The organism is Prosthecobacter sp. (assembly GCF_046154365.1).
Lineage (GTDB): Bacteria > Verrucomicrobiota > Verrucomicrobiia > Verrucomicrobiales > Verrucomicrobiaceae > Prosthecobacter.
Window position 1 is genome coordinate 1 of the sequence record NZ_JBJXFV010000237.1, and the last position, 17,243, is coordinate 17,243.

At 59.4% G+C, this 17,243-nt stretch carries 17 protein-coding genes and 1 pseudogene; 15 read left to right on the forward strand and 3 right to left on the reverse strand.

Features of this window, described 5'->3' with window-relative positions; translation table 11 throughout:
- Positions 1–200, forward strand: a pseudogene (locus ACKVY0_RS29650) (ISKra4 family transposase); the annotation flags it as partial.
- An 8-nt stretch (positions 201–208) separates the two neighbouring features.
- Entirely contained in the window at positions 209–373 is a 165-nt protein-coding gene (locus tag ACKVY0_RS29655) for a WecB/TagA/CpsF family glycosyltransferase (RefSeq protein ID WP_409218527.1), read from the forward strand.
- Between the two features lie 278 nt (positions 374–651).
- Here the strand turns inward: ACKVY0_RS29655 and ACKVY0_RS29660 are convergent, their stop codons facing one another.
- Positions 652–1,923, reverse strand: coding sequence for a Glu/Leu/Phe/Val family dehydrogenase (locus tag ACKVY0_RS29660; protein ID WP_409218503.1), 1,272 nt, complete (start codon positions 1,921–1,923; stop codon positions 652–654).
- Between the two features lie 68 nt (positions 1,924–1,991).
- Between ACKVY0_RS29660 and ACKVY0_RS29665 the strand changes: the two genes are divergently transcribed.
- From ACKVY0_RS29665 to ACKVY0_RS29700, 8 genes are all read left to right on the forward strand, one after another.
- A complete protein-coding gene (locus tag ACKVY0_RS29665) occupies positions 1,992–2,873 on the forward strand; it encodes a metallophosphoesterase family protein (protein WP_409218504.1) in 882 nt (293 codons plus the stop codon).
- A gap of 43 nt (positions 2,874–2,916) precedes the next feature.
- Complete coding sequence (gene deoC, locus ACKVY0_RS29670; protein ID WP_409218505.1) at positions 2,917–3,855, forward strand: deoxyribose-phosphate aldolase; 939 nt, start codon at positions 2,917–2,919, stop codon at positions 3,853–3,855.
- 20 nt (positions 3,856–3,875) lie between these two features.
- Complete coding sequence (locus ACKVY0_RS29675) at positions 3,876–4,790, forward strand: Rpn family recombination-promoting nuclease/putative transposase (RefSeq protein WP_409218506.1); 915 nt, start codon at positions 3,876–3,878, stop codon at positions 4,788–4,790.
- Between the two features lie 50 nt (positions 4,791–4,840).
- Positions 4,841–5,065: a hypothetical protein gene (locus ACKVY0_RS29680; protein ID WP_409218507.1), complete on the forward strand. Its 225-nt coding sequence runs from the start codon at positions 4,841–4,843 to the stop codon at positions 5,063–5,065.
- Between the two features lie 206 nt (positions 5,066–5,271).
- Positions 5,272–6,702, forward strand: a complete 1,431-nt coding sequence (locus tag ACKVY0_RS29685) for an aldehyde dehydrogenase family protein (protein WP_409218528.1) — start codon at positions 5,272–5,274, stop codon at positions 6,700–6,702.
- 5 nt (positions 6,703–6,707) lie between these two features.
- Complete coding sequence (locus ACKVY0_RS29690; RefSeq protein WP_409218508.1) at positions 6,708–7,574, forward strand: aldehyde dehydrogenase family protein; 867 nt, start codon at positions 6,708–6,710, stop codon at positions 7,572–7,574.
- 10 nt (positions 7,575–7,584) lie between these two features.
- On the forward strand, positions 7,585–7,770 hold the full coding sequence (locus ACKVY0_RS29695) for a hypothetical protein (protein WP_409218509.1): 186 nt from the start codon (positions 7,585–7,587) through the stop codon (positions 7,768–7,770).
- A gap of 441 nt (positions 7,771–8,211) precedes the next feature.
- Positions 8,212–9,726, forward strand: coding sequence for a carboxypeptidase M32 (locus ACKVY0_RS29700; protein WP_409218510.1), 1,515 nt, complete (start codon positions 8,212–8,214; stop codon positions 9,724–9,726).
- A gap of 36 nt (positions 9,727–9,762) precedes the next feature.
- Here the strand turns inward: ACKVY0_RS29700 and lexA are convergent, their stop codons facing one another.
- A complete protein-coding gene (lexA, locus tag ACKVY0_RS29705; protein WP_409218511.1) occupies positions 9,763–10,398 on the reverse strand; it encodes a transcriptional repressor LexA in 636 nt (211 codons plus the stop codon).
- A 90-nt stretch (positions 10,399–10,488) separates the two neighbouring features.
- Between lexA and ACKVY0_RS29710 the strand changes: the two genes are divergently transcribed.
- On the forward strand, positions 10,489–11,160 hold the full coding sequence (locus ACKVY0_RS29710; protein WP_409218512.1) for a tetratricopeptide repeat protein: 672 nt from the start codon (positions 10,489–10,491) through the stop codon (positions 11,158–11,160).
- Positions 11,161–11,163: 3 nt separating this feature from the next.
- Positions 11,164–12,360: an aminotransferase class I/II-fold pyridoxal phosphate-dependent enzyme gene (locus tag ACKVY0_RS29715; protein WP_409218513.1), complete on the forward strand. Its 1,197-nt coding sequence runs from the start codon at positions 11,164–11,166 to the stop codon at positions 12,358–12,360.
- Here ACKVY0_RS29715 and ACKVY0_RS29720 read toward each other — a convergent pair.
- Positions 12,335–12,946, reverse strand: coding sequence for a matrixin family metalloprotease (locus ACKVY0_RS29720; RefSeq protein WP_409218514.1), 612 nt, complete (start codon positions 12,944–12,946; stop codon positions 12,335–12,337). The genes ACKVY0_RS29715 and ACKVY0_RS29720 overlap by 26 nt on opposite strands.
- Positions 12,947–13,226: 280 nt before the next feature.
- Here ACKVY0_RS29720 and ACKVY0_RS29725 point away from each other — a divergent pair, with 280 nt between their 5' ends.
- From ACKVY0_RS29725 to ACKVY0_RS29735, 3 genes are all read left to right on the forward strand, one after another.
- A complete protein-coding gene (locus ACKVY0_RS29725) occupies positions 13,227–14,138 on the forward strand; it encodes a hypothetical protein (protein ID WP_409218515.1) in 912 nt (303 codons plus the stop codon).
- Between the two features lie 321 nt (positions 14,139–14,459).
- Positions 14,460–15,380, forward strand: coding sequence for a hypothetical protein (locus ACKVY0_RS29730; protein WP_409218516.1), 921 nt, complete (start codon positions 14,460–14,462; stop codon positions 15,378–15,380).
- A gap of 128 nt (positions 15,381–15,508) precedes the next feature.
- On the forward strand, positions 15,509–17,197 hold the full coding sequence (locus ACKVY0_RS29735; RefSeq protein ID WP_409218517.1) for a dihydroxy-acid dehydratase: 1,689 nt from the start codon (positions 15,509–15,511) through the stop codon (positions 17,195–17,197).
- Positions 17,198–17,243: the final 46 nt, after the last annotated feature.

Genomic DNA, 17,243 nt, shown 5'->3' on the forward strand with positions numbered 1-17,243 from the left:
AGAAAGGGCAACCCATCGGCAGCGGCGTGACGGAGGCCGCGTGCAAAACGCTCATCAAGCAACGCATGTGCCAGAGCGGCATGCGCTGGAGCATCGCCGCGAGCGATGCGCTGATCTCTTTGCGTGCCCTCTACCTGACGCCCTCACGCTGGAACCACTTCTGGCAACAGCACTCCCAGCCGTCTGCTGCTTCGCTTTAATCTACATCATTCCGGCGACGCACCCTCAGGCGCAGACGGGCGCGCGGCTCGGCGTCGGTGTCGGCGCGTTCCTCGACTTTTCCGCCGGGGTGTTTCCACGGGCATCGCAGTGGATGCAGCAGATGAAGATCGAGTGGTTCTACCGCATGTCACGCGAGCCCAGACGGTTGTGAAAACGCTATCTGGTGGAGGCACCGGTGTTTCTGGCGCATGTGGCATGGCACACGCTGACGCGGAAGAAACAATACCCCCGCAAAGCGCTAAGCCATCAGCACGGTAAGTCCGGTGTCCATGACAGGCATTATTTTCAATTCCCACTGAGGATGACCAGAATGGCGGACGCCGTCAAGATGGGAGACAGCGGCGTTCGCCGCCCCGCTTGCTTTTCCAGAGACGAGCCGAACGTCCCCGGTCTCCCGCAAGTTCCCAGACCCGGCTCTGGAGAGCCAGGCTACGGAAACAGCCCGCGAATCTGCTTCGCCTCATGCACGCGTTTGATGCCGAGGCTCAGGGCGGCGAAGCGCATGCTGACGTTGCGTTTGCGGCTGAGGTTGAGCGTCTGCACGAAGGCGTGTTCGAGGATGCGGTAGAGTTTGCTCATCACCTCACCTTCGTCCCAGAAGAAGCTCTGCAAGTCCTGCACCCATTCGAAGTAGGAGACGACCACACCACCGGCATTGCAGAGGATGTCCGGAATCACGAAGATCTCCGGGCGTTGCGAGATGATCGCGTCGGCCTCGGGCGTGGTGGGTCCGTTCGCGCCTTCGGCGAGGATGCGGCACTGGATCTTGGCGGCGTTGTCGCCAGTGATCTGCCGTTCGAGGGCGGCGGGCACGAGGATGTCGCATGGTGTGATGAGCAGTTGCTCGTTGGATATAGCCTCCGCGCCATCAAAGCCGACGATGCTGCGAGTGTTGGCGACGTACTCGTCGAGTTTCGCGAGATCGATGCCGTTCGCGTTGAACAAGCCGCCAAACGCATCGCTCACGGCGATGACTTTGATGCCCATGCGCGACAGTGAGGACGCAGCGACAGCACCGACGTTGCCATAGCCCTGTACAACGGCCGTCGCACCGCTCGCAGCGATGCCGAGGGTGTCCATCGCACGCGAAATGAGATACGCCACTCCACGTCCGGTCGATTCACGCCGTCCGAGCGATCCACCGATGCTCACCGGCTTGCCCGTGACGACCGCCGGGACGCAATGGCCGGTTTGCAGCGAATACGTGTCCATCATCCACGCCATCGTCTGCTCGTTGGTGCCCATGTCCGGCGCGGGGATGTCGATCTGCGGGCCGATGAACGGGATCAGCTCCTGCGTGTAGCGCCGCGTCACGCGCTCCAGTTCACCAATGGAAAGCTCACGCGGATTGCACGTCACGCCGCCTTTGGCTCCGCCATACGGCAGGCCGGTCAGCGCGCATTTCCAGCTCATCCACATCGCCAGCGCGGCTACTTCACCCAGCGTGACCTCAGGATGAAACCGCACGCCGCCTTTCGTCGGCCCGAGTGTGAGATGATGCTGCACGCGGTAGCCCATGAAGACCGTGGTGCTGCCGTCATCGCGCCGCACCGGCATCGCCACGCTCACGGAGCGTTTTGGCAGCTTCAGGCGGTCGCGGGAGCTTTCGGGGATCTCCAAAAAGTCAGCCACCAGATCAAACTGCTGGCAGGCCATGCGAAACACGGGCGAGTCATAGACGAGGGGGATCATATTGCTCATGGTGGGATGAAATACGCTGCGGAGATGCCCCTTGCCAGCATGAAACTTTTTTGATTACACTCCGCCGCATGAACCGCCGCCATTTCATCACCAGCCTCGGCACCAGCACGCTGGTGCTGCGCCCTGACTGCCTCCGCGCTCAACACGCTCCGCCTGCGGCACTCTCGTTCATCATCGTCACTGACACGCATCTCGGCTACAAGGACAAGGACACCGCGCAGAAGCTGTGGTTGAAAACCGCCGCCGCAATCGCCGCTGCGGAGGGCGCGTTCGTGCTGCATCTCGGTGATGTGATCGACGGTGGTCGTGTGGAGCAGTATCCGGTGTATCTCGCAGGCCAAAAGGTCATCACCAAGCCGGTGTACGAAATTCCCGGCAACCACGATCCCGTCGCAGGCTTCCAGCAGCATCTGCGGCAGGAGGTGGACACGTTTTTCGATCATCAATGGCTGCGCGTCGTGCTCATGAACAACGCACACCGCGATTCACACGATGGCTTCTTCAGGCCCGAGCAGCTCACCTGGCTGGGCAAAACATGCGATGACGCAGCGGCGAAAAATCTACACCTGCTGCTCTGCTGCCATGTGCCGGTGCATCACAACCTCCATCCCGACCGTGGCTGGTATGTGAAACCCGGCAGCGGCCAGGCGGAGTTTTATGCGATCACGAACAAGCACGCGCCGCGCATTCTCGCCAGCTTCCACGGCCATTTTCACAACGGCCTGCGTGGCTGGAACGACCATGCGCCGCTGCATGAAGTCTGCTTCCCCTCCGCGCTCTACAACCAGGACCGCAAGCTCGAATCCCAGCAGGCCCCCGGTTACAACGCGCCCGAGTTCCGCCCCGGCTTCACGCTCGTGACCATCGCCAACGGCGCGATGCAGATGCGCTTCCAGGCCGTGGGCGACGAACCGAAGCCACTGCGCGAACTGAAGCTCGGTGGGGTTTGATGAAATGGTTGTCTTTCCTTCCTGCCCGTGACTGAATAACACCATGCCCGCCGCCAAAGCTCCCGCCAGCCTCCGCCGACTTTTCGATGAGATCGGCACCGTCGATCATGTCGGCATTGAGGAGCGTGTGGCCAAGTACACCACCCGCAGCATCAAGAAGAAGTCGAAAGTCTTCGGCCTGCGTCTCGCCGTGACGATGGTCGATCTGACCACACTCGAAGGCAAAGACACGCCCGGCAAAGTGGCCTCTCTGTGTCAGAAGGCGCTCACGCCGCATGATGTCGGGGACATTCCCTCCACCGCCGCCGTCTGCGTTTATCCGGCGATGGTGAAGCATGCGAAGAAGCACGTCGGCGGTACGAGCGTGAAGATCGCCTCCGTCGCCACCGCCTTCCCGTCAGGTCAGGCTCCGCTGAAGACACGTCTCGCTGAAGTTCATGCCGCCGTGAACGATGGTGCCGATGAAATTGACATGGTCATCAATCGCGGTGCCTTCCTCAGCGGCGAATTCGGCTGCATGCAGGATGAAATCGCCGCCGTGGTCGAAGCCTGCGGCAAAGCGACGCTGAAGGTCATCTTGGAGGTCAGCGAACTCGAAACTTATGACAACCTTCGCGCTGCCAGCTTCCTCGCCATGCGCGTGATCCGCCCAAACGACTTCATCAAGACCAGCACCGGCAAGACCTCGTCGAACGCCACGCTCGGCAACAACCAGGTCATGCTGGAGGCCATCCGCGATCACTTCCTCGCCACCGGCGTCCCCATCGCCATGAAACCCGCCGGCGGCATCCGCACGGCGAAACAGGCGCTGCACTTCCTCGTCGCCGTCAAAGAAACCCTCGGTGACGAGTGGCTGAACAACCGCCGCTACCGTTTCGGCGCGTCCGCCTTGCTGAACGATCTCGTCCGCCAGCTCGAAAAAGAACGCACCGGTGCCTATCAAGCTCCGTGGAATTTCAGTGACGCCACGGAGGGATATTGAAGCACTCCTTCTTCATCGCCATGACTTTCATCGATCCTACCAACGACTGGGCCTTCAAACGCATTTTTGGCTCGCGTGAGAGCGGCCCCGTGCTGGTGGGCTTCCTCAATGATCTACTGCATCAAGGCGAGCAGGTGATCCAAAGTGTCAAAATCCTCGATCCTTACCTGCCGTCACAGGTCAAGAACCTCAAAAATACGGTCGTGGATGTCCGCGCTACACTTGCCGGTGGTCGTGAGGTGCTCATCGAGATGCAGATGTTTCCCGTAGCCGGATTTTGCGAACGAGTGCTCTACAACGGCGCGAAATGTCTCTCCTCCCAGCTCGGCCGCGGCTCGGACTACACCCGCATCCGCCCCGTGACCGTCATCACGGTGGCCGATTGTGTGTTGCTGCCTGAAACGAACGCATGGCTGAGTCACTATGCTTTGCAGGAAAAGAAAACCGGTGCTGGCTGGCCCACCAGCGGCATGGAAATCATCTTCATCGAGCTTCCGAAAGCCGACCTCTCCAAGCTTTCCGCGAGCCATCCTTTACATGACTGGCTGGAGTTCTTGAAAAATGCCCCAGCATGGCGCAATGTCCCGCGTGCCGTCACAAGCCATGCTGTGCGAGATGCCCTGCGCCTCGCCCGGCACGACAACCTTTCACCCTCGGAGTCACAGACCATGACCAAACAACAACTCTACCGCGAAGATCAGAAGAACATGCTGCTTTATGCGCAGCGTGCGGGCATGCAGCAGGGCATGCAGCAGGGCATGAAACATGGTGATCAAACGGCTGCTTGGCGGATCGCTCGGGTATCACTAGCGCAGGGGTTGTCGCCGGAACTGGTGGCGACCATCACGGGGCTGACGGAGAAAGAAGTCCGCAGCCTCCTTTCCCCGCTTCCTCCCACTGCGCGTGTCGTTCGCAGGCGAAAAAAAACGGCCTGATCTCACTGGGCAACAGGCGCCGCCTTTCCAAACCGCTAAACTGAAGCGCGATGACCTACGAACAACTGCCGGACGAGTGGAAGGAGTGGCTGGACCTCAGCCCTCTGGAGCGCTTTCGGCAGAGCGAGCAGATCTTCGCCCAATACTTAACCATGGGAGGCAGCCTTGATCCCGACCCCGATCCGACAAGTCCTTTTGACGATGCGCAAACATCAGGTGCAGGCATTGCTTATGGGCGGCTAGGCCTGCGTGTTCTACGGCGCGGCGCAGTTTAGCAAGGACGTGGACTTCCTGTTGCTGGTCTGATGACTCAATCCGAGAAGCTAGCAACGCCAGGCAAGCTTGGGTTATCGTGGCAACTCGCAGCGCTAAACTCCTCACTTGGCAAAACACTCGCGATCTCTCAGACTCATTCATTATGCCTGCCGCCAAGAAAACTTCTGCTCGTCCCAAGCCCACCCGCGAACTCGTCTTTGGCGATCTGTGGGAGTTCGATCCAGCACCGGAGACGGCGAATCCGAAGTTGAAGCAGCGCTACGATCTGTTCATCAACGGCTCCTTCGTGCCGCCGCACAGCGGGAAATACTTCGCCACGATCAATCCGGCGAATGAGACGAAGATCGCCGACATTGCGCTGGCGGATGCGACGGATGTCGATTCGGCCTGTGCGGCGGCACAAAAAGCATTCACAAGTGTGTGGGGCAAGATGCCGGGCAAGGAGCGCGGGAAGTATCTGTATCGCATTGCGCGGTTGCTGCAGGACCATGCGCGCGAGTTCGCCATCGCGGAGACGATGGATGGCGGGAAGCCAATCAAGGAATCGCGCGACTTTGATGTGCCGATGGCGGCTGCGCATTTCTTTTATCATGCGGGCTGGGCGGACAAGCTGGAGTTTCTGGCCCCCGGCAGGCAGATCGCGCCGCATGGCGTCGTGGGGCAGGTCATTCCGTGGAATTTTCCGCTGCTGATGCTCGCGTGGAAAATTGCGCCAGCGCTCGCGGCGGGGAATTGCGTCGTGTTGAAGCCGGCGGAGACCACCAGCATCACCGCGCTGAAGTTTGGCGAGATTTGCCAGGAAGCTGGACTGCCGAATGGTGTGGTGAACATCGTCAGCGGAGCCGGCGAGACCGGCGCGGCAGTGATCAATCATCCGCTGACCACGAAAGTGGCATTCACCGGCAGCACGGAGGTCGGGAAGATCATCATGCGCTCGCTGGCGGGCACGGAGAAGAAGATGACGCTGGAACTCGGCGGCAAGGCCGCGAACATCGTCTTTGACGATGCGCCGCTCGATCAGGCCGTGGAGGGCATCGTGAACGGCATCTTCTTCAATCAAGGTCATGTGTGCTGTGCGGGTTCCAGACTGCTCGTGCAGGAAAGCGTGGCGGATGAAGTCCTGGCGAAGCTCAAGCGCCGCATCGCCGTGCTGCGTGTGGGCGATCCGATGGACAAGAACACCGACCTCGGCGCGATCAACAGCCGCGAGCAACTCGTCAAGATCACCGAACTCGTGCAAAGCGGCGTGAAGGAAGGTGCGGAGATGCATCAGAGCCCGTGCCGACTTCCAACGAAGGGCTTCTACTTCAAGCCAACGCTGTTCTCCGGCGTCAGCATGAGCCACCGCATCGCGCGGGAGGAAATCTTCGGCCCCGTACTCAGCATCCTGACCTTCCGCACGCCCGAGGAAGCCGTCGAGAAAGCCAACAACACCGCCTTTGGCCTCAGCGCTGGTGTTTGGACCGACAAAGGCAGCCGCATCCTGAAAATGAGCACGCTGCTCAAAGCCGGCGTCGTCTGGGCCAACACCTACAACAAGTTCGATCCCACCAGCCCCTTCGGCGGCTACAAAGAGTCCGGCTTCGGTCGCGAAGGCGGCAAGCAGGGGCTGCTGGACTACTGCAAACTCGTCTAACCGTCATGTCACGACTTCACATCACCAAAACACCCAAATGCTACGTCGGCGGTGCATTCATTCGCAGCGAGAGCGGACGCGTGGCCGAGTTGCATGATGCCTCTGGCGCGTTTTTCGCCAACATCCCGCAATGCACGCGTAAAGACCTGCGCAATGCCGTCGAAGCTGCGGCGAAGGCCGGGCCGGGCTGGGCGAAGCGAACGGCTTTCAATCGCGGGCAGATTTTGTATCGGCTGGCGGAGATGATGGAGGCGCGGGGTGTCGAGTTGGCGGAGGCGATCGCGCTTGGTGGTAGTTCCAAAGCGGATGCTTCACGCGAGGTGGCGGCGAGCATCGAGCGCGTGGTGCATTACGCAGGCTGGACGGATAAATACGAGCAGATCCTCGGCAGCGTGAATCCGGTGGCCTCTGCGCATTTCAATTTCACTGTCACGGAGCCGATGGGGATCATCGGAGTCATCGCGCCGGATGATTCACCGCTGCTGGCGCTGGCTTCGCTGATTTTGCCAGCGATCACGAGCGGAAACAGCGTCGTGGCGCTCGCCAGCACCACGCAGCCGTATCCGAGCATCCTCCTTGGCGAAATGCTGGCCACCAGCGATCTCCCCGGTGGCGTGGTGAACCTGCTCACCGGCCAGCGCGGCGAAATGCTGCCCACCTTTGCCACGCATGAGCATTTGCGAGCGCTGAGCGGTGTGGCGAATGCTGAAGACCGCAAGACGCTGAAACTCGGTGCGGCGGAAAGTGTGAAGCGTGTGCGATTGCTGAAGGCCGAAGAACCCATCGACTGGTTCGCGGAAAAGATGCAGGGCGCGGAGGAGATTCGGGCGCTGATCGAGTTCAAGACGACGTGGCATCCGGTGGGTGCTTGATTCTCGGCGAATGGAGTCCACCATCTGCGTCATGAAAGCATCGGCCAAAAAACTTGCCCCCGCACATACCGCGAGGAAAAAACCCGCCCGAAAGCACAAACTCGACGCCAGCGGGCTGGCGTGGTTGCTGGATCGTGAACTGCCTCCCTTTGACCAGTTGCCTGAAAACCCGGTTCTGGTTCTCCGCCGCCTGTGAAATGGTATTCTGATGCCAGCTATCTTGTTTCCGCCTTTGGAGAGGATTCGAACACCCCGGCGGCGAAGCGGTGGCTGGGGAAATGCGCAGATTTCCCCATTCTCATCACGCGCCTGACGGTCTTGGAAGCGGAAACCGCGCTGCGAGCGGCGGTGGCAGATGGAAGGCTGACCCGTGAAAAGATGCAGGCTGCACTGGCCGACATCCATCGTTCTGTCTTGGAAGGATACCTCCAACGCAAGGATGTTCCGCATCATCAATGGTTCCCGCATGCACATCGAATCAGCATGCATGCGACCACGGGATGCGTCTGCCGAGCGCTGGATGTGCTGCATGTTTCCGCCCCGTCATCTTCAAGGCGCGTGGGTTGCTGACTTTCGACAAGCATCAGCATGAACTGGCGAAAGCGGAGGGGCTGGAAGTGGCTCCTTGAGATGAATCATGCTTGCGCCCTGGTGTGAACTCGCCACGGCTTCGCACATGACCGCCTACCAATCTCTCTGCGACGTTGTTTCTGAAATCGCCCTGATCACCTCCACGGAGTCCGTTTTGGGCTGGGATCAGGAGACTTACATGCCGGAGAAGGCGCTGGATCATCGGGCGCGGCAGTTGTCGTATCTGACGGGGAAGGCGCATGCGTTGCTGACCTCGAAGCATACGCTGAAGCTGCTGGAACGTGCGGAGACGGAGATGCCGGAGGATGCGACGCAGGCGGCGAATGTGCGCGGCTTGCGGCGGGACATCGACAAGGCGACGAAACTGCCGCAAAAGCTGGTGAAGGAGGAGAGCGAGGTGTGCGCGCATGCGAAGGCGGCGTGGGCGGAGGCACGCGGGAAGTCGAACTTTACGATGTTTGCACCGCACCTGGAGAAGGTGCTCACCATTGCGCAAAAGAAGGCGGATTTGTTTGGCTACGAGGACGAGCCGTATGATGCGCTGCTGGATCTGTATGAACGTGGGGCGAAGACGCGGGAGGTGGCGGCGTTGTTTGAGAAGCTGAAGCCGCAACTGGCCGAAATCGCCCGCGCAGCGGTGGCGAAATCGAAGAAGGTGAAGCCGGGAGCGTTGCGTGGGAAGTATCCGATTGAGAAGCAGCAGATTTTGAATCGCGAGATCGCCGAGAGCATCGGTTTTGATTTCGACGCGGGCCGCATCGACACGACGGCGCATCCGTTTTGCACGACGCTGGGGCCGGGCGATGTGCGGCTGACGACGCGCTATGATGAGAAGGATTTTTTGTCGTCGCTCTTCGGCGTGCTGCATGAGGCGGGGCACGGTTTGTATGAACAGGGGCTGCCGGGGCTGGATTACGGCATGTACTCGGGCAGTGCGGCATCGCTGGGCATCCACGAGTCGCAGAGCCGGCTGTGGGAGAATCATGTGGGCCGCAGCCGCACGTTTTGGTCGAAATGGCTGCCACGGGCGAAGGAACTCTTCCCGCATCTGAAGAAGGTAAAGCTGGACGCTTTTATGAAGGAGATGCTGCGCTCGGAATTCAGCTTCATCCGTGTCGAGGCAGATGAGGCGACGTATGATCTGCACATCCTGCTGCGCTTTGGCATCGAGCGCCGGCTGGTGAAGGGCGAACTGGCGGTGAAGGATGTGCCGAAGGTGTGGAATGAGGAATATCGCGAGCTGTTTGGCATGACGCCGCCGGATGACCGGCGCGGCTGTCTCCAGGACATTCACTGGAGCATGGGCGGGCTGGGTTATTTTGCGACCTACACGCTGGGGAACCTGAATGCGGCGCAGTTGTTCGCGTCAGCGAAGAAGCAGAAGAAAATCGCCACAGCGCTGGAGAAATGCAACTACGCGCCGCTGCTGAAGTGGCTGCGTGACAATGTGCATGCCTACGGTGGCGCGCTGCTGCCGCAGGAGATCATCGCGAAGGCCACTGGCAAGCCGACGGATGCTAAATGGCACATCGAGCACCTGCGGGAGCGGTATGTGGGATGAGGCAGGTCAAGTCGTCGTCAAGACTGGTCAAGGCAGTCAAGAAGGGCGCACATGGCGGATGAGGCCGATCATGACACCTTGAATCATCAACTCGCGGGCGGGGATAAGATCGGGGAACTCGGGGTTTTCGGCCTTGAGGAAGGGCTGCGTGTCTTTGATGAGATAGCGCTTGAGGGTCGTTTCCCCGTCGATGAGGGCGGCGACGATGTCGCGGGGGCGTGGCTCACGGATTTCGAGAATGACGAGATCGCCATCGCCGATGAGGGCGCCGATCATGGATTCGCCGCGCACTTTGAGCGCAAAGCTTTTGGCGGTGCGCGGGATGCCGAGGGTGTTCACATCGACGGAGATGCATTTCTCGGCGTGCTGGACCATGTCTGCGGCAGACATGCCGGCAGGGATTTGGCCGAAGACGGGAATGTCGATGATTTCGGCACGGTCAAGATCCTCGGGGAAGACGACGGCGCGGGCTTTGTGTGCGTGGCGCTGGATTACGCCTTTTTTTTCCAGCGCCCGCAGGTGGCTCATGGCGGCGGTCTGGCTGGAGAAGCCGAAGTGGCGCTGGATGTCACGCGTGGAGGGCATGACACCTTCGGTGCGCTGGTAGCTGCGGAGGTAATCGAGGAGTTCCTGCTGGCGGGCGGTGAGACGAGTGTCGGTATCGAGCAACATGGCGGCGTTTTGGCTGTTCGGTCGAACATTACCTGTCATGTCGAGCACGCAAGAGGTTTTCCTGCGCCGGTTTCTGCGCATGGTCGCGGCATGATGTTTGTGAATCCATTGAAAATCTCCGTGCTGTTGCTGGTGTCGGCGATCTGCCAGGCACAGGAGGCCGCGCCGATCAACCCGGCGAACATGAACAAGACCGGCATGCTGCCACCGCATACAAAAGTGCTGGGTGAACGTGCCGCAGCGGCGTTTGGCAAGAAAGACTGGGCATCCGCCCGGAAGGCTTACCGGGAAATGCTGGAACTGGATGACGGCAACGCCTTGGTGTGGGCAAATCTGGGCGCGGTGGAGCAGCAGGCTGGTGAGGCGGTGCGTGCCATCGAGTGCTTCGAGAAATCGGTGCAGTTCAATCCTCAACTCGCGCCTTCGTGGACGGCGCTGGGGCTGCTGCTGCAACGGCAGGGCGATACCTATCGGGCGATCTCGTGCTTTGCGCGGGCGATTCACGAAGACCCGGAGGATGCACGGGCGCACAATTATCTGGCGATTGCGGCCAAAGGACTTGGCTGGAACGATGCGGCGGAGGCGGAGCTACAGCGTGCCATCGACATGAAGCCGGATTACGGTACCGCGCATTTCAACATGGCGCTGATGCTGCTTGAGCGGCGCCCACCGGCGATCGAACTGGCGCGGCGGCACTATGAGAAGGCATTGTCGCTCGGTGTGGCGAAGGATGATGTGGTGGAGCGCCGCTTGAAGGAATAACGCATGGAGGAACGCACGGAGCCATGGAACATCGCAGCGCAGCTCGACGAACTGCGCGCGCAGGGACTGTGGCGTGAACTGCGGCCGTTGGATGAGGTGGATGGTGTCATCGTCCGAGCAGGTGGCCGCGAGTGGATCAATTTTTCCTCGAATGATTACCTCGGACTCGCTGGTTCGCCGGAAATACGGACGGCACTTGCCGAAGGCGTGGCCAGATACGGCGGCGGATCGGGTGCCTCACGGCTGGTGTGCGGCACGCATCGCGTGCATGTCGAGCTTGAAGAGGCGCTGGCTGATTTCAAAGGCACCGAGGCGGCGCTGACCTTCAGCAGTGGATTCGCCGTCGCTCTGGGGACCATCCCGGCGCTGGTTGGCGCAGGAGATACCCTCATTCTCGACAAGCTGTGCCACGCCAGCCTCGTGGATGCAGCGCGCTTGAGCGGGGCGACGATCCGTGTGTTTCCGCACAACCACCTCGAAAAGCTCGAACGCCTGCTGAAAACAGCCAAGGGACGCGTGTTGGTCGTCACCGAGTCGATTTTCAGCATGGATGGCGACGCGGCTCCGTTGCGGGAAATCGTGGAGTTGAAGGAAAAACACGGTGCCTGGCTGCTGGTGGATGAAGCGCATGCCGTGGGCGTGCTGGGGCCGCAGGGACGCGGCCTCGCGGCTGAACTCGGCGTGGCTCAGCGTGTGGATTTGCACATGGGGACGATGAGCAAGGCATTTGGTCTCAGCGGTGGCTATCTGGCGGCTTCAAGGAAGGTGATCGACCTGCTAATCAATCGGGCGCGGAGTTTTATTTATTCGACGGCCCCACCGTTTCATCTGGCGCATGCGATCAGCGTGGCGCTGAACGTCCTCCGCAGTGAAAAAGGCGAGGTTTTGAGGCAGACACTTCATGACAACGCTCAAACAATGAAGGACATCCTACGGAGCATCGGGATCGAGCCGCAACTAACGCCAAGCGCCATTTTGCCGGTGATTTTGGGCGATGAAGAACTGGCCATGAGCGCCAGCACCCGGCTACGCGAGGCTGGATTTCTCATCCCCTGCATCCGCTATCCCACTGTTGCTCGTGGACGCGCCCGGCTGCGTGTTACCGCCTGTGCAATGCATTCTTTAGCGCAAATTCAGTCTCTGGGTGCCGCATTGCTGGCGGCATTGCATCGTTTTAAGGCAACGACACCTGACCCATGATCTGCCGGGCACGTTGTCGTGCGTCATTGATCTCCTGCTTGTTCAACGAGATGCCGTTGCGACCAGATGCCATCAGGTTGGTGTGGTCTTGGCGATGTTGTAGAAAGAGCACATGGCCTAGTTCGTGAGCGGCAACTCGTGCGACAGGATTGTCCGCCCCTCCTTGGACCTTGGTAAATTCAGGCTTCTCGCATACCACGACTGGTTCCCCATAGAAAAACCCATTGGGACCCATTTCTCCGACAAAACACACGTCGATGGCGGCAGCGCTGAAACGATTCGTCGGAATGGCAGATTTCACCCAGTTGCGATCCTTTTCGAACCACTTTTTGGGCACCACATTGAGAGCACTCAGAACACCGACGGCCTCCAATTGAAAGCGAATACCCGCCTGTGACCAGATGGTATTCACTTCGACAAACAAGGCACGGACATCCGCTTCACCCAACGTAGTCTGGAGTTGGGGATGGTAGGCCGATTGCACCAGGTGCACCCGTACTGGCAGGATGATGAGTGGAAACGCTTCCTGGGAGCGAAGCGGCAGCAGTCCCAGCAAGGAAAAAACGGAGATCAAAAGACGAGTCATGACCTCGATATTACCATCTCCGTGCTATCTGGCGGTCAATATTCTGTGCAGACTCGGGGAATCTTCGCCCATGGAGCATGAAGTCAGTTTCAAAGCTGAATTCATGGCCTTGGCCCGAAAAATGTGAGAAAAAAGAAAAAAGTTCTTTCCAGCGGTTACGGCACCTGCTATTTTCATTGCTGAACGGCTCACGTATTTTGCATTGGAACCCATGTTCCAATGCATTTCATGCGAGTGTCCGACCTCAAACCAACCAACCTAATACCAACCAAATCAGACTATGAAATTGAACGCATTGCTGAAAACGCTGGGGTTCTTGGCACTGGCCGCCACTCCCGTTGTGGCCGGAACCGCCCCCGCTCCTAAAAACCCAATCGCCCCTTGTCCGAATGACGATCTGGGCATTAACGCCTCCCTTGGCTACGACACCAACTATGTGTGGCGCGGCTTTAACTTCGGACAGCATTGGCTCAGCGCTGGTCTTGACGGCTCCTTGCTCCTCCTCGGCGGTGCCGGTGAAGACGGTGCTGGCACCACCTCCCTGAACTGGGATGTGAAGTACGGCTTCCTTGCTGGTGATCAGGATCATTTTGTGCGTGGTGCGAATCCAAATGCGGACGCTTCCTTCCAGCGCCTCGAGCTGGGTGCCGCCTTTGTGCATGACTTTGGTGCTTTCTCCGGCAGCTTGGGCTATCGTTACTATCGTAACATGGGCCGACTCACTCAAAACAATGTTGGCAGAATGAATGATGGCCAGGAAGTCAACCTTGGCATCACCACGGCCTTGGGTCCGATTGACATCTCCTCCAGCGCTAACTGGGATTGGGTCAATGGTTCCCTCTACTTCGACCTTGGTGCCAGCACCACGATCGCAGTTACCGACGCCATCAGCGTTGTTCCGTTCGCCACTGTCGGTTACGGCCACAACATGAACTGGCAGTTCGCGCAAGACGGTGCCAATCGTGCCGGTGGCGTTACTGCTGGCTGGAACAACCACGATGTGAGCAACTTCACGGCAGTCACTGCTGGCCTTCGCTTCCCGATCAAGCTTAACAGCCGTGCCACCCTGATCCCCTACATTGCAATCAACGCTCCTATGAGCGGCATTCAGAACCTGCCAGTTAACGGCGCTCCTGATAATTATGCAACTAGCGTTGTTTACGGCGGCGTGTCCCTGAACGTCCGTTTCTAATCGTTCTCTGAACGAGACTCCTTGAGTCAAACCTCCCGGCTGAAAGGCCGGGAGGTTTTTTTTGCTGGGAACATGCGGAAATTGACGCTGCACCGCTGCACCATTGCGGTTTGCCGGTGAATTGGGGAGCTTTTTTGAGTTAAGCGCAATACGAGAAAATTAAGACCTCTCGTCGTCTGGAAATAGCTCATTTCGTAAACAGTGCCGCACATGGCACGCGACCTGCTAATGTTGAATATGAATGCTGCACTGCCTTCCCGGCTAGAACAGCACCTCAACACCCACAAACCAAACTCGACCAAACACATGAAGCCCAATAGCATGACATCCCTCATTGCCAAGTCGGTGGCCGTTCTCGCCGCTTGCGCTGCGCTGAACGCATCCGCCGGCACCGCCCCAGCCAAGGCACCACTTCCCCCGGTGGAACCTAGCGCCCTGTTCGACTCCATCGGAGCCAACCTCAGTGTCGCTTACGACAGCCGCTACTACTTCCGTGGTTTGTGGTTCGCTGACAATATTATCAGCACTTTCTTCAACCTCTCGATCCCCGTCATCGGTGGTTCTGGTGAGGACGGCGCAGGCAGCCTTACATGGGGACTCGGCGCAGGTTATATCGCCACCTATCAGACGCCCTTCCAGAATGCTGCCGGCGCAGCCTCTGACAATGGCTTCGACTATTCCGAATATGACCTCTACACCTCGCTCAGCTACGATGTTGGTTTTGCCACCTTGGGCGTGCAATATCAATACTATGGGTACCCAGACTCCTATAGTGGCTCCTTCAACGGCGTTTCCAATGCCGCAGGTGACAGCGAGCTTGGCATCACTGGTGCACATGAAGTTGGCGTGACGATGACCATCCCTCTGGGTGCTCTCAATGTTTACCTTGGCTACTATTATGACCTCACCGTCGCTGGTCAATACTTCCAAGTTGCTGCTGACTACACCGTCGCCGTCAACGATTGGCTGAGCATTGTGCCCGCCGCTCAACTCGGCTATGGCATTGACTACTACACTGGTAGTAACGGCCCGACTTTTGGCAACGCAGCCACCGGCCTTTCCTCGCAGTCCAGCGGTTTCACCCATGTGCTTATGAGCCTCAGCGCTCCGGTGAAATTGACCAAAATCGCTACCCTCACCCCGTATGTGGCCTGGAACTACGGTTTCAGCACCCGCAACTACATGAACGCCACGTATGACAACGAAGTCTTCGGCGGTGTGAAACTGAGCGTTGCCTTCTAATCCACGTGGACCTCACGGTCTGCTGTTTCATTCTGATTCATTAAGGTTGGAGTCCCCGGTCAGTTCGCTGGCCGGGGGCTTTTATTTTTTTGGCGCACAGCGACATCCCCGCCTAGCATCCGCGCCGCATGACTGACAACCCGCACAACTGGAACTCGCGCTCGCTGACCCACGGCTGGCAGCGCGGCGTCAACGCTTTCTTCTGGGGCCTCGGCTTCAAGCCGGCGGACTTCGATAAAGCTCAAATCGGCATCGGTACGCCGCTGCTCGACGGTAATATTTGCAACGTACACGCGCACGAACTCGCCCAGCTTATCAAGCAGGGCTGCGCGGACGCCGGCCTCATCGGCTTTCCCTTCGGTGTCTCGCCCGTGAGCGACAATATCACACAGGGCAATATTGGCGGTGCGGCATCCCTCTGTTCACGCAATCTCATGGCCAACGGTGCCGAGATGATCTGCTCCTCGCATATGTACGATGCCCTCATCGGCCTGCATCATTGCGATAAAAACGGCCCCGCCTTCGCCATGGCACTCGCGCGACTGAATTACCCCGGCCTCATCGTCAATGGCGGCAGTATCATGCCGGGCTGTCACAAAGGCCAGCCCACGACGATCTACGACGTCTATGATTCCGCCGCGAAGGCCAATCAGGGCACCATGAGCTACGAGGAGTCCGAGGAAATCATCCGCACTGCCTGCCCCGGTCCTGGTGGCTGCGGCATCGCCGCTTCCTTCAATACCATGGGCATCGCCCTTGAAGCGATGGGCCTCAGTCTGCCCGACACCTCCTCCATGCCCGCCATCGAGGCCGGCAAACGGGAGGAATGCCTCCGCGTCGGGCAGGCCGTGCGCAAGTTGCTCGAAATGAACCTGCGCCCGCGCGACATCATCACCAAAGCCGCGCTCACCAACGCCATGACCGCCATCGCGGCCATCGGTGGTTCCACCAATGGCGTGCTGCACATGCTTGCCATTGCACGGGAGGCAGATGTTGATTTCACCCTGCGTGACGTGCAGGCCGTCTGCCGCCGCACGCCCGTGCTGTGTAATTTTGCCCCGCGTGGCAAAGGCACCATGGTCGATCTGCACCGCCTCGGCGGCACCACCATGCTGCTCAAGCATATCATGCAAACCGGGCTGCTCGATGGCTCCTGCATCACCGTCACCGGTCAAACACTCGCCGAAAATCTCGCCAGCGCACCCGCAGTCCCCTTCCCCAACGATCTCATCGCCCCCACCGCTGCACCCTTCAAAGAATTCGCCGACATCCAGGTCTGCTTTGGCAATCTCGCTCCTGAAGGCATCGTCTTTAAAGTATCCTCCATGGATGAACCACGCTTCCGCGGCAAAGCCATCTGCTTCCACGACTCCAAGAGCGTCTCCGATGCTGCCGCCGCCGGTCGCATCCAGCCCGGCCACATCGTCGTCATTCGCGGCTGCGGTCCCGTCGCACTTGGCATGCCGGAAATGCACGTTGCCAGCGCCGCGCTCGCCGTGCCGGAGCTGTATGGCAAAGTGGCCCTCATCTCCGACACCCGCGTTTCCGGTGTTTCCAGCGGTGCTGTTGGCGTTCATTGCAGTCCCGAGGCCGCTGTGGGTGGTCCTATTGCCGCCGTGCAAAACGGCGACGAGATCGAGTTCGATCTCCTCGCTGGCACAATCCAGGTAAATGCCGATCTCGATGCCCGTCCGCGCACCATTCGCCCCGTGACGCACGATTTTGGCTACCTCGCTGATTTCGCCGCCACGGTCACTCAGGCGCACCTCGGTTGCGTGCCGCGCTGGGTCACCGAGCGCAATTCTGTTCTTGCGTGATTGCGGGCGTTTCGGGCATGCTGGAAGGCATGATTCGATATATCAC

Bases quoted from the DNA above. Each gene is read 5' to 3' on its own strand.
- ACKVY0_RS29690 (WP_409218508.1), top strand. From the start codon at position 6,708: ATGTCACGACTTCACATCACCAAAACACCCAAATGCTACGTCGGCGGT.
- deoC (WP_409218505.1), top strand. From the start codon at position 2,917: ATGCCCGCCGCCAAAGCTCCCGCCAGCCTCCGCCGACTTTTCGATGAG.
- ACKVY0_RS29725 (WP_409218515.1), top strand. From the start codon at position 13,227: ATGAAATTGAACGCATTGCTGAAAACGCTGGGGTTCTTGGCACTGGCC.
- ACKVY0_RS29710 (WP_409218512.1), top strand. From the start codon at position 10,489: ATGATGTTTGTGAATCCATTGAAAATCTCCGTGCTGTTGCTGGTGTCG.
- ACKVY0_RS29665 (WP_409218504.1), top strand. From the start codon at position 1,992: ATGAACCGCCGCCATTTCATCACCAGCCTCGGCACCAGCACGCTGGTG.
- ACKVY0_RS29735 (WP_409218517.1), top strand. From the start codon at position 15,509: ATGACTGACAACCCGCACAACTGGAACTCGCGCTCGCTGACCCACGGC.
- ACKVY0_RS29715 (WP_409218513.1), top strand. From the start codon at position 11,164: ATGGAGGAACGCACGGAGCCATGGAACATCGCAGCGCAGCTCGACGAA.
- ACKVY0_RS29700 (WP_409218510.1), top strand. From the start codon at position 8,212: ATGCTTGCGCCCTGGTGTGAACTCGCCACGGCTTCGCACATGACCGCC.
- ACKVY0_RS29720 (WP_409218514.1), bottom strand. From the start codon at position 12,946: ATGACTCGTCTTTTGATCTCCGTTTTTTCCTTGCTGGGACTGCTGCCG.
- ACKVY0_RS29660 (WP_409218503.1), bottom strand. From the start codon at position 1,923: ATGAGCAATATGATCCCCCTCGTCTATGACTCGCCCGTGTTTCGCATG.
- ACKVY0_RS29695 (WP_409218509.1), top strand. From the start codon at position 7,585: ATGGAGTCCACCATCTGCGTCATGAAAGCATCGGCCAAAAAACTTGCC.
- ACKVY0_RS29730 (WP_409218516.1), top strand. From the start codon at position 14,460: ATGACATCCCTCATTGCCAAGTCGGTGGCCGTTCTCGCCGCTTGCGCT.
- ACKVY0_RS29680 (WP_409218507.1), top strand. From the start codon at position 4,841: ATGACCTACGAACAACTGCCGGACGAGTGGAAGGAGTGGCTGGACCTC.
- ACKVY0_RS29675 (WP_409218506.1), top strand. From the start codon at position 3,876: ATGACTTTCATCGATCCTACCAACGACTGGGCCTTCAAACGCATTTTT.
- lexA (WP_409218511.1), bottom strand. From the start codon at position 10,398: ATGTTGCTCGATACCGACACTCGTCTCACCGCCCGCCAGCAGGAACTC.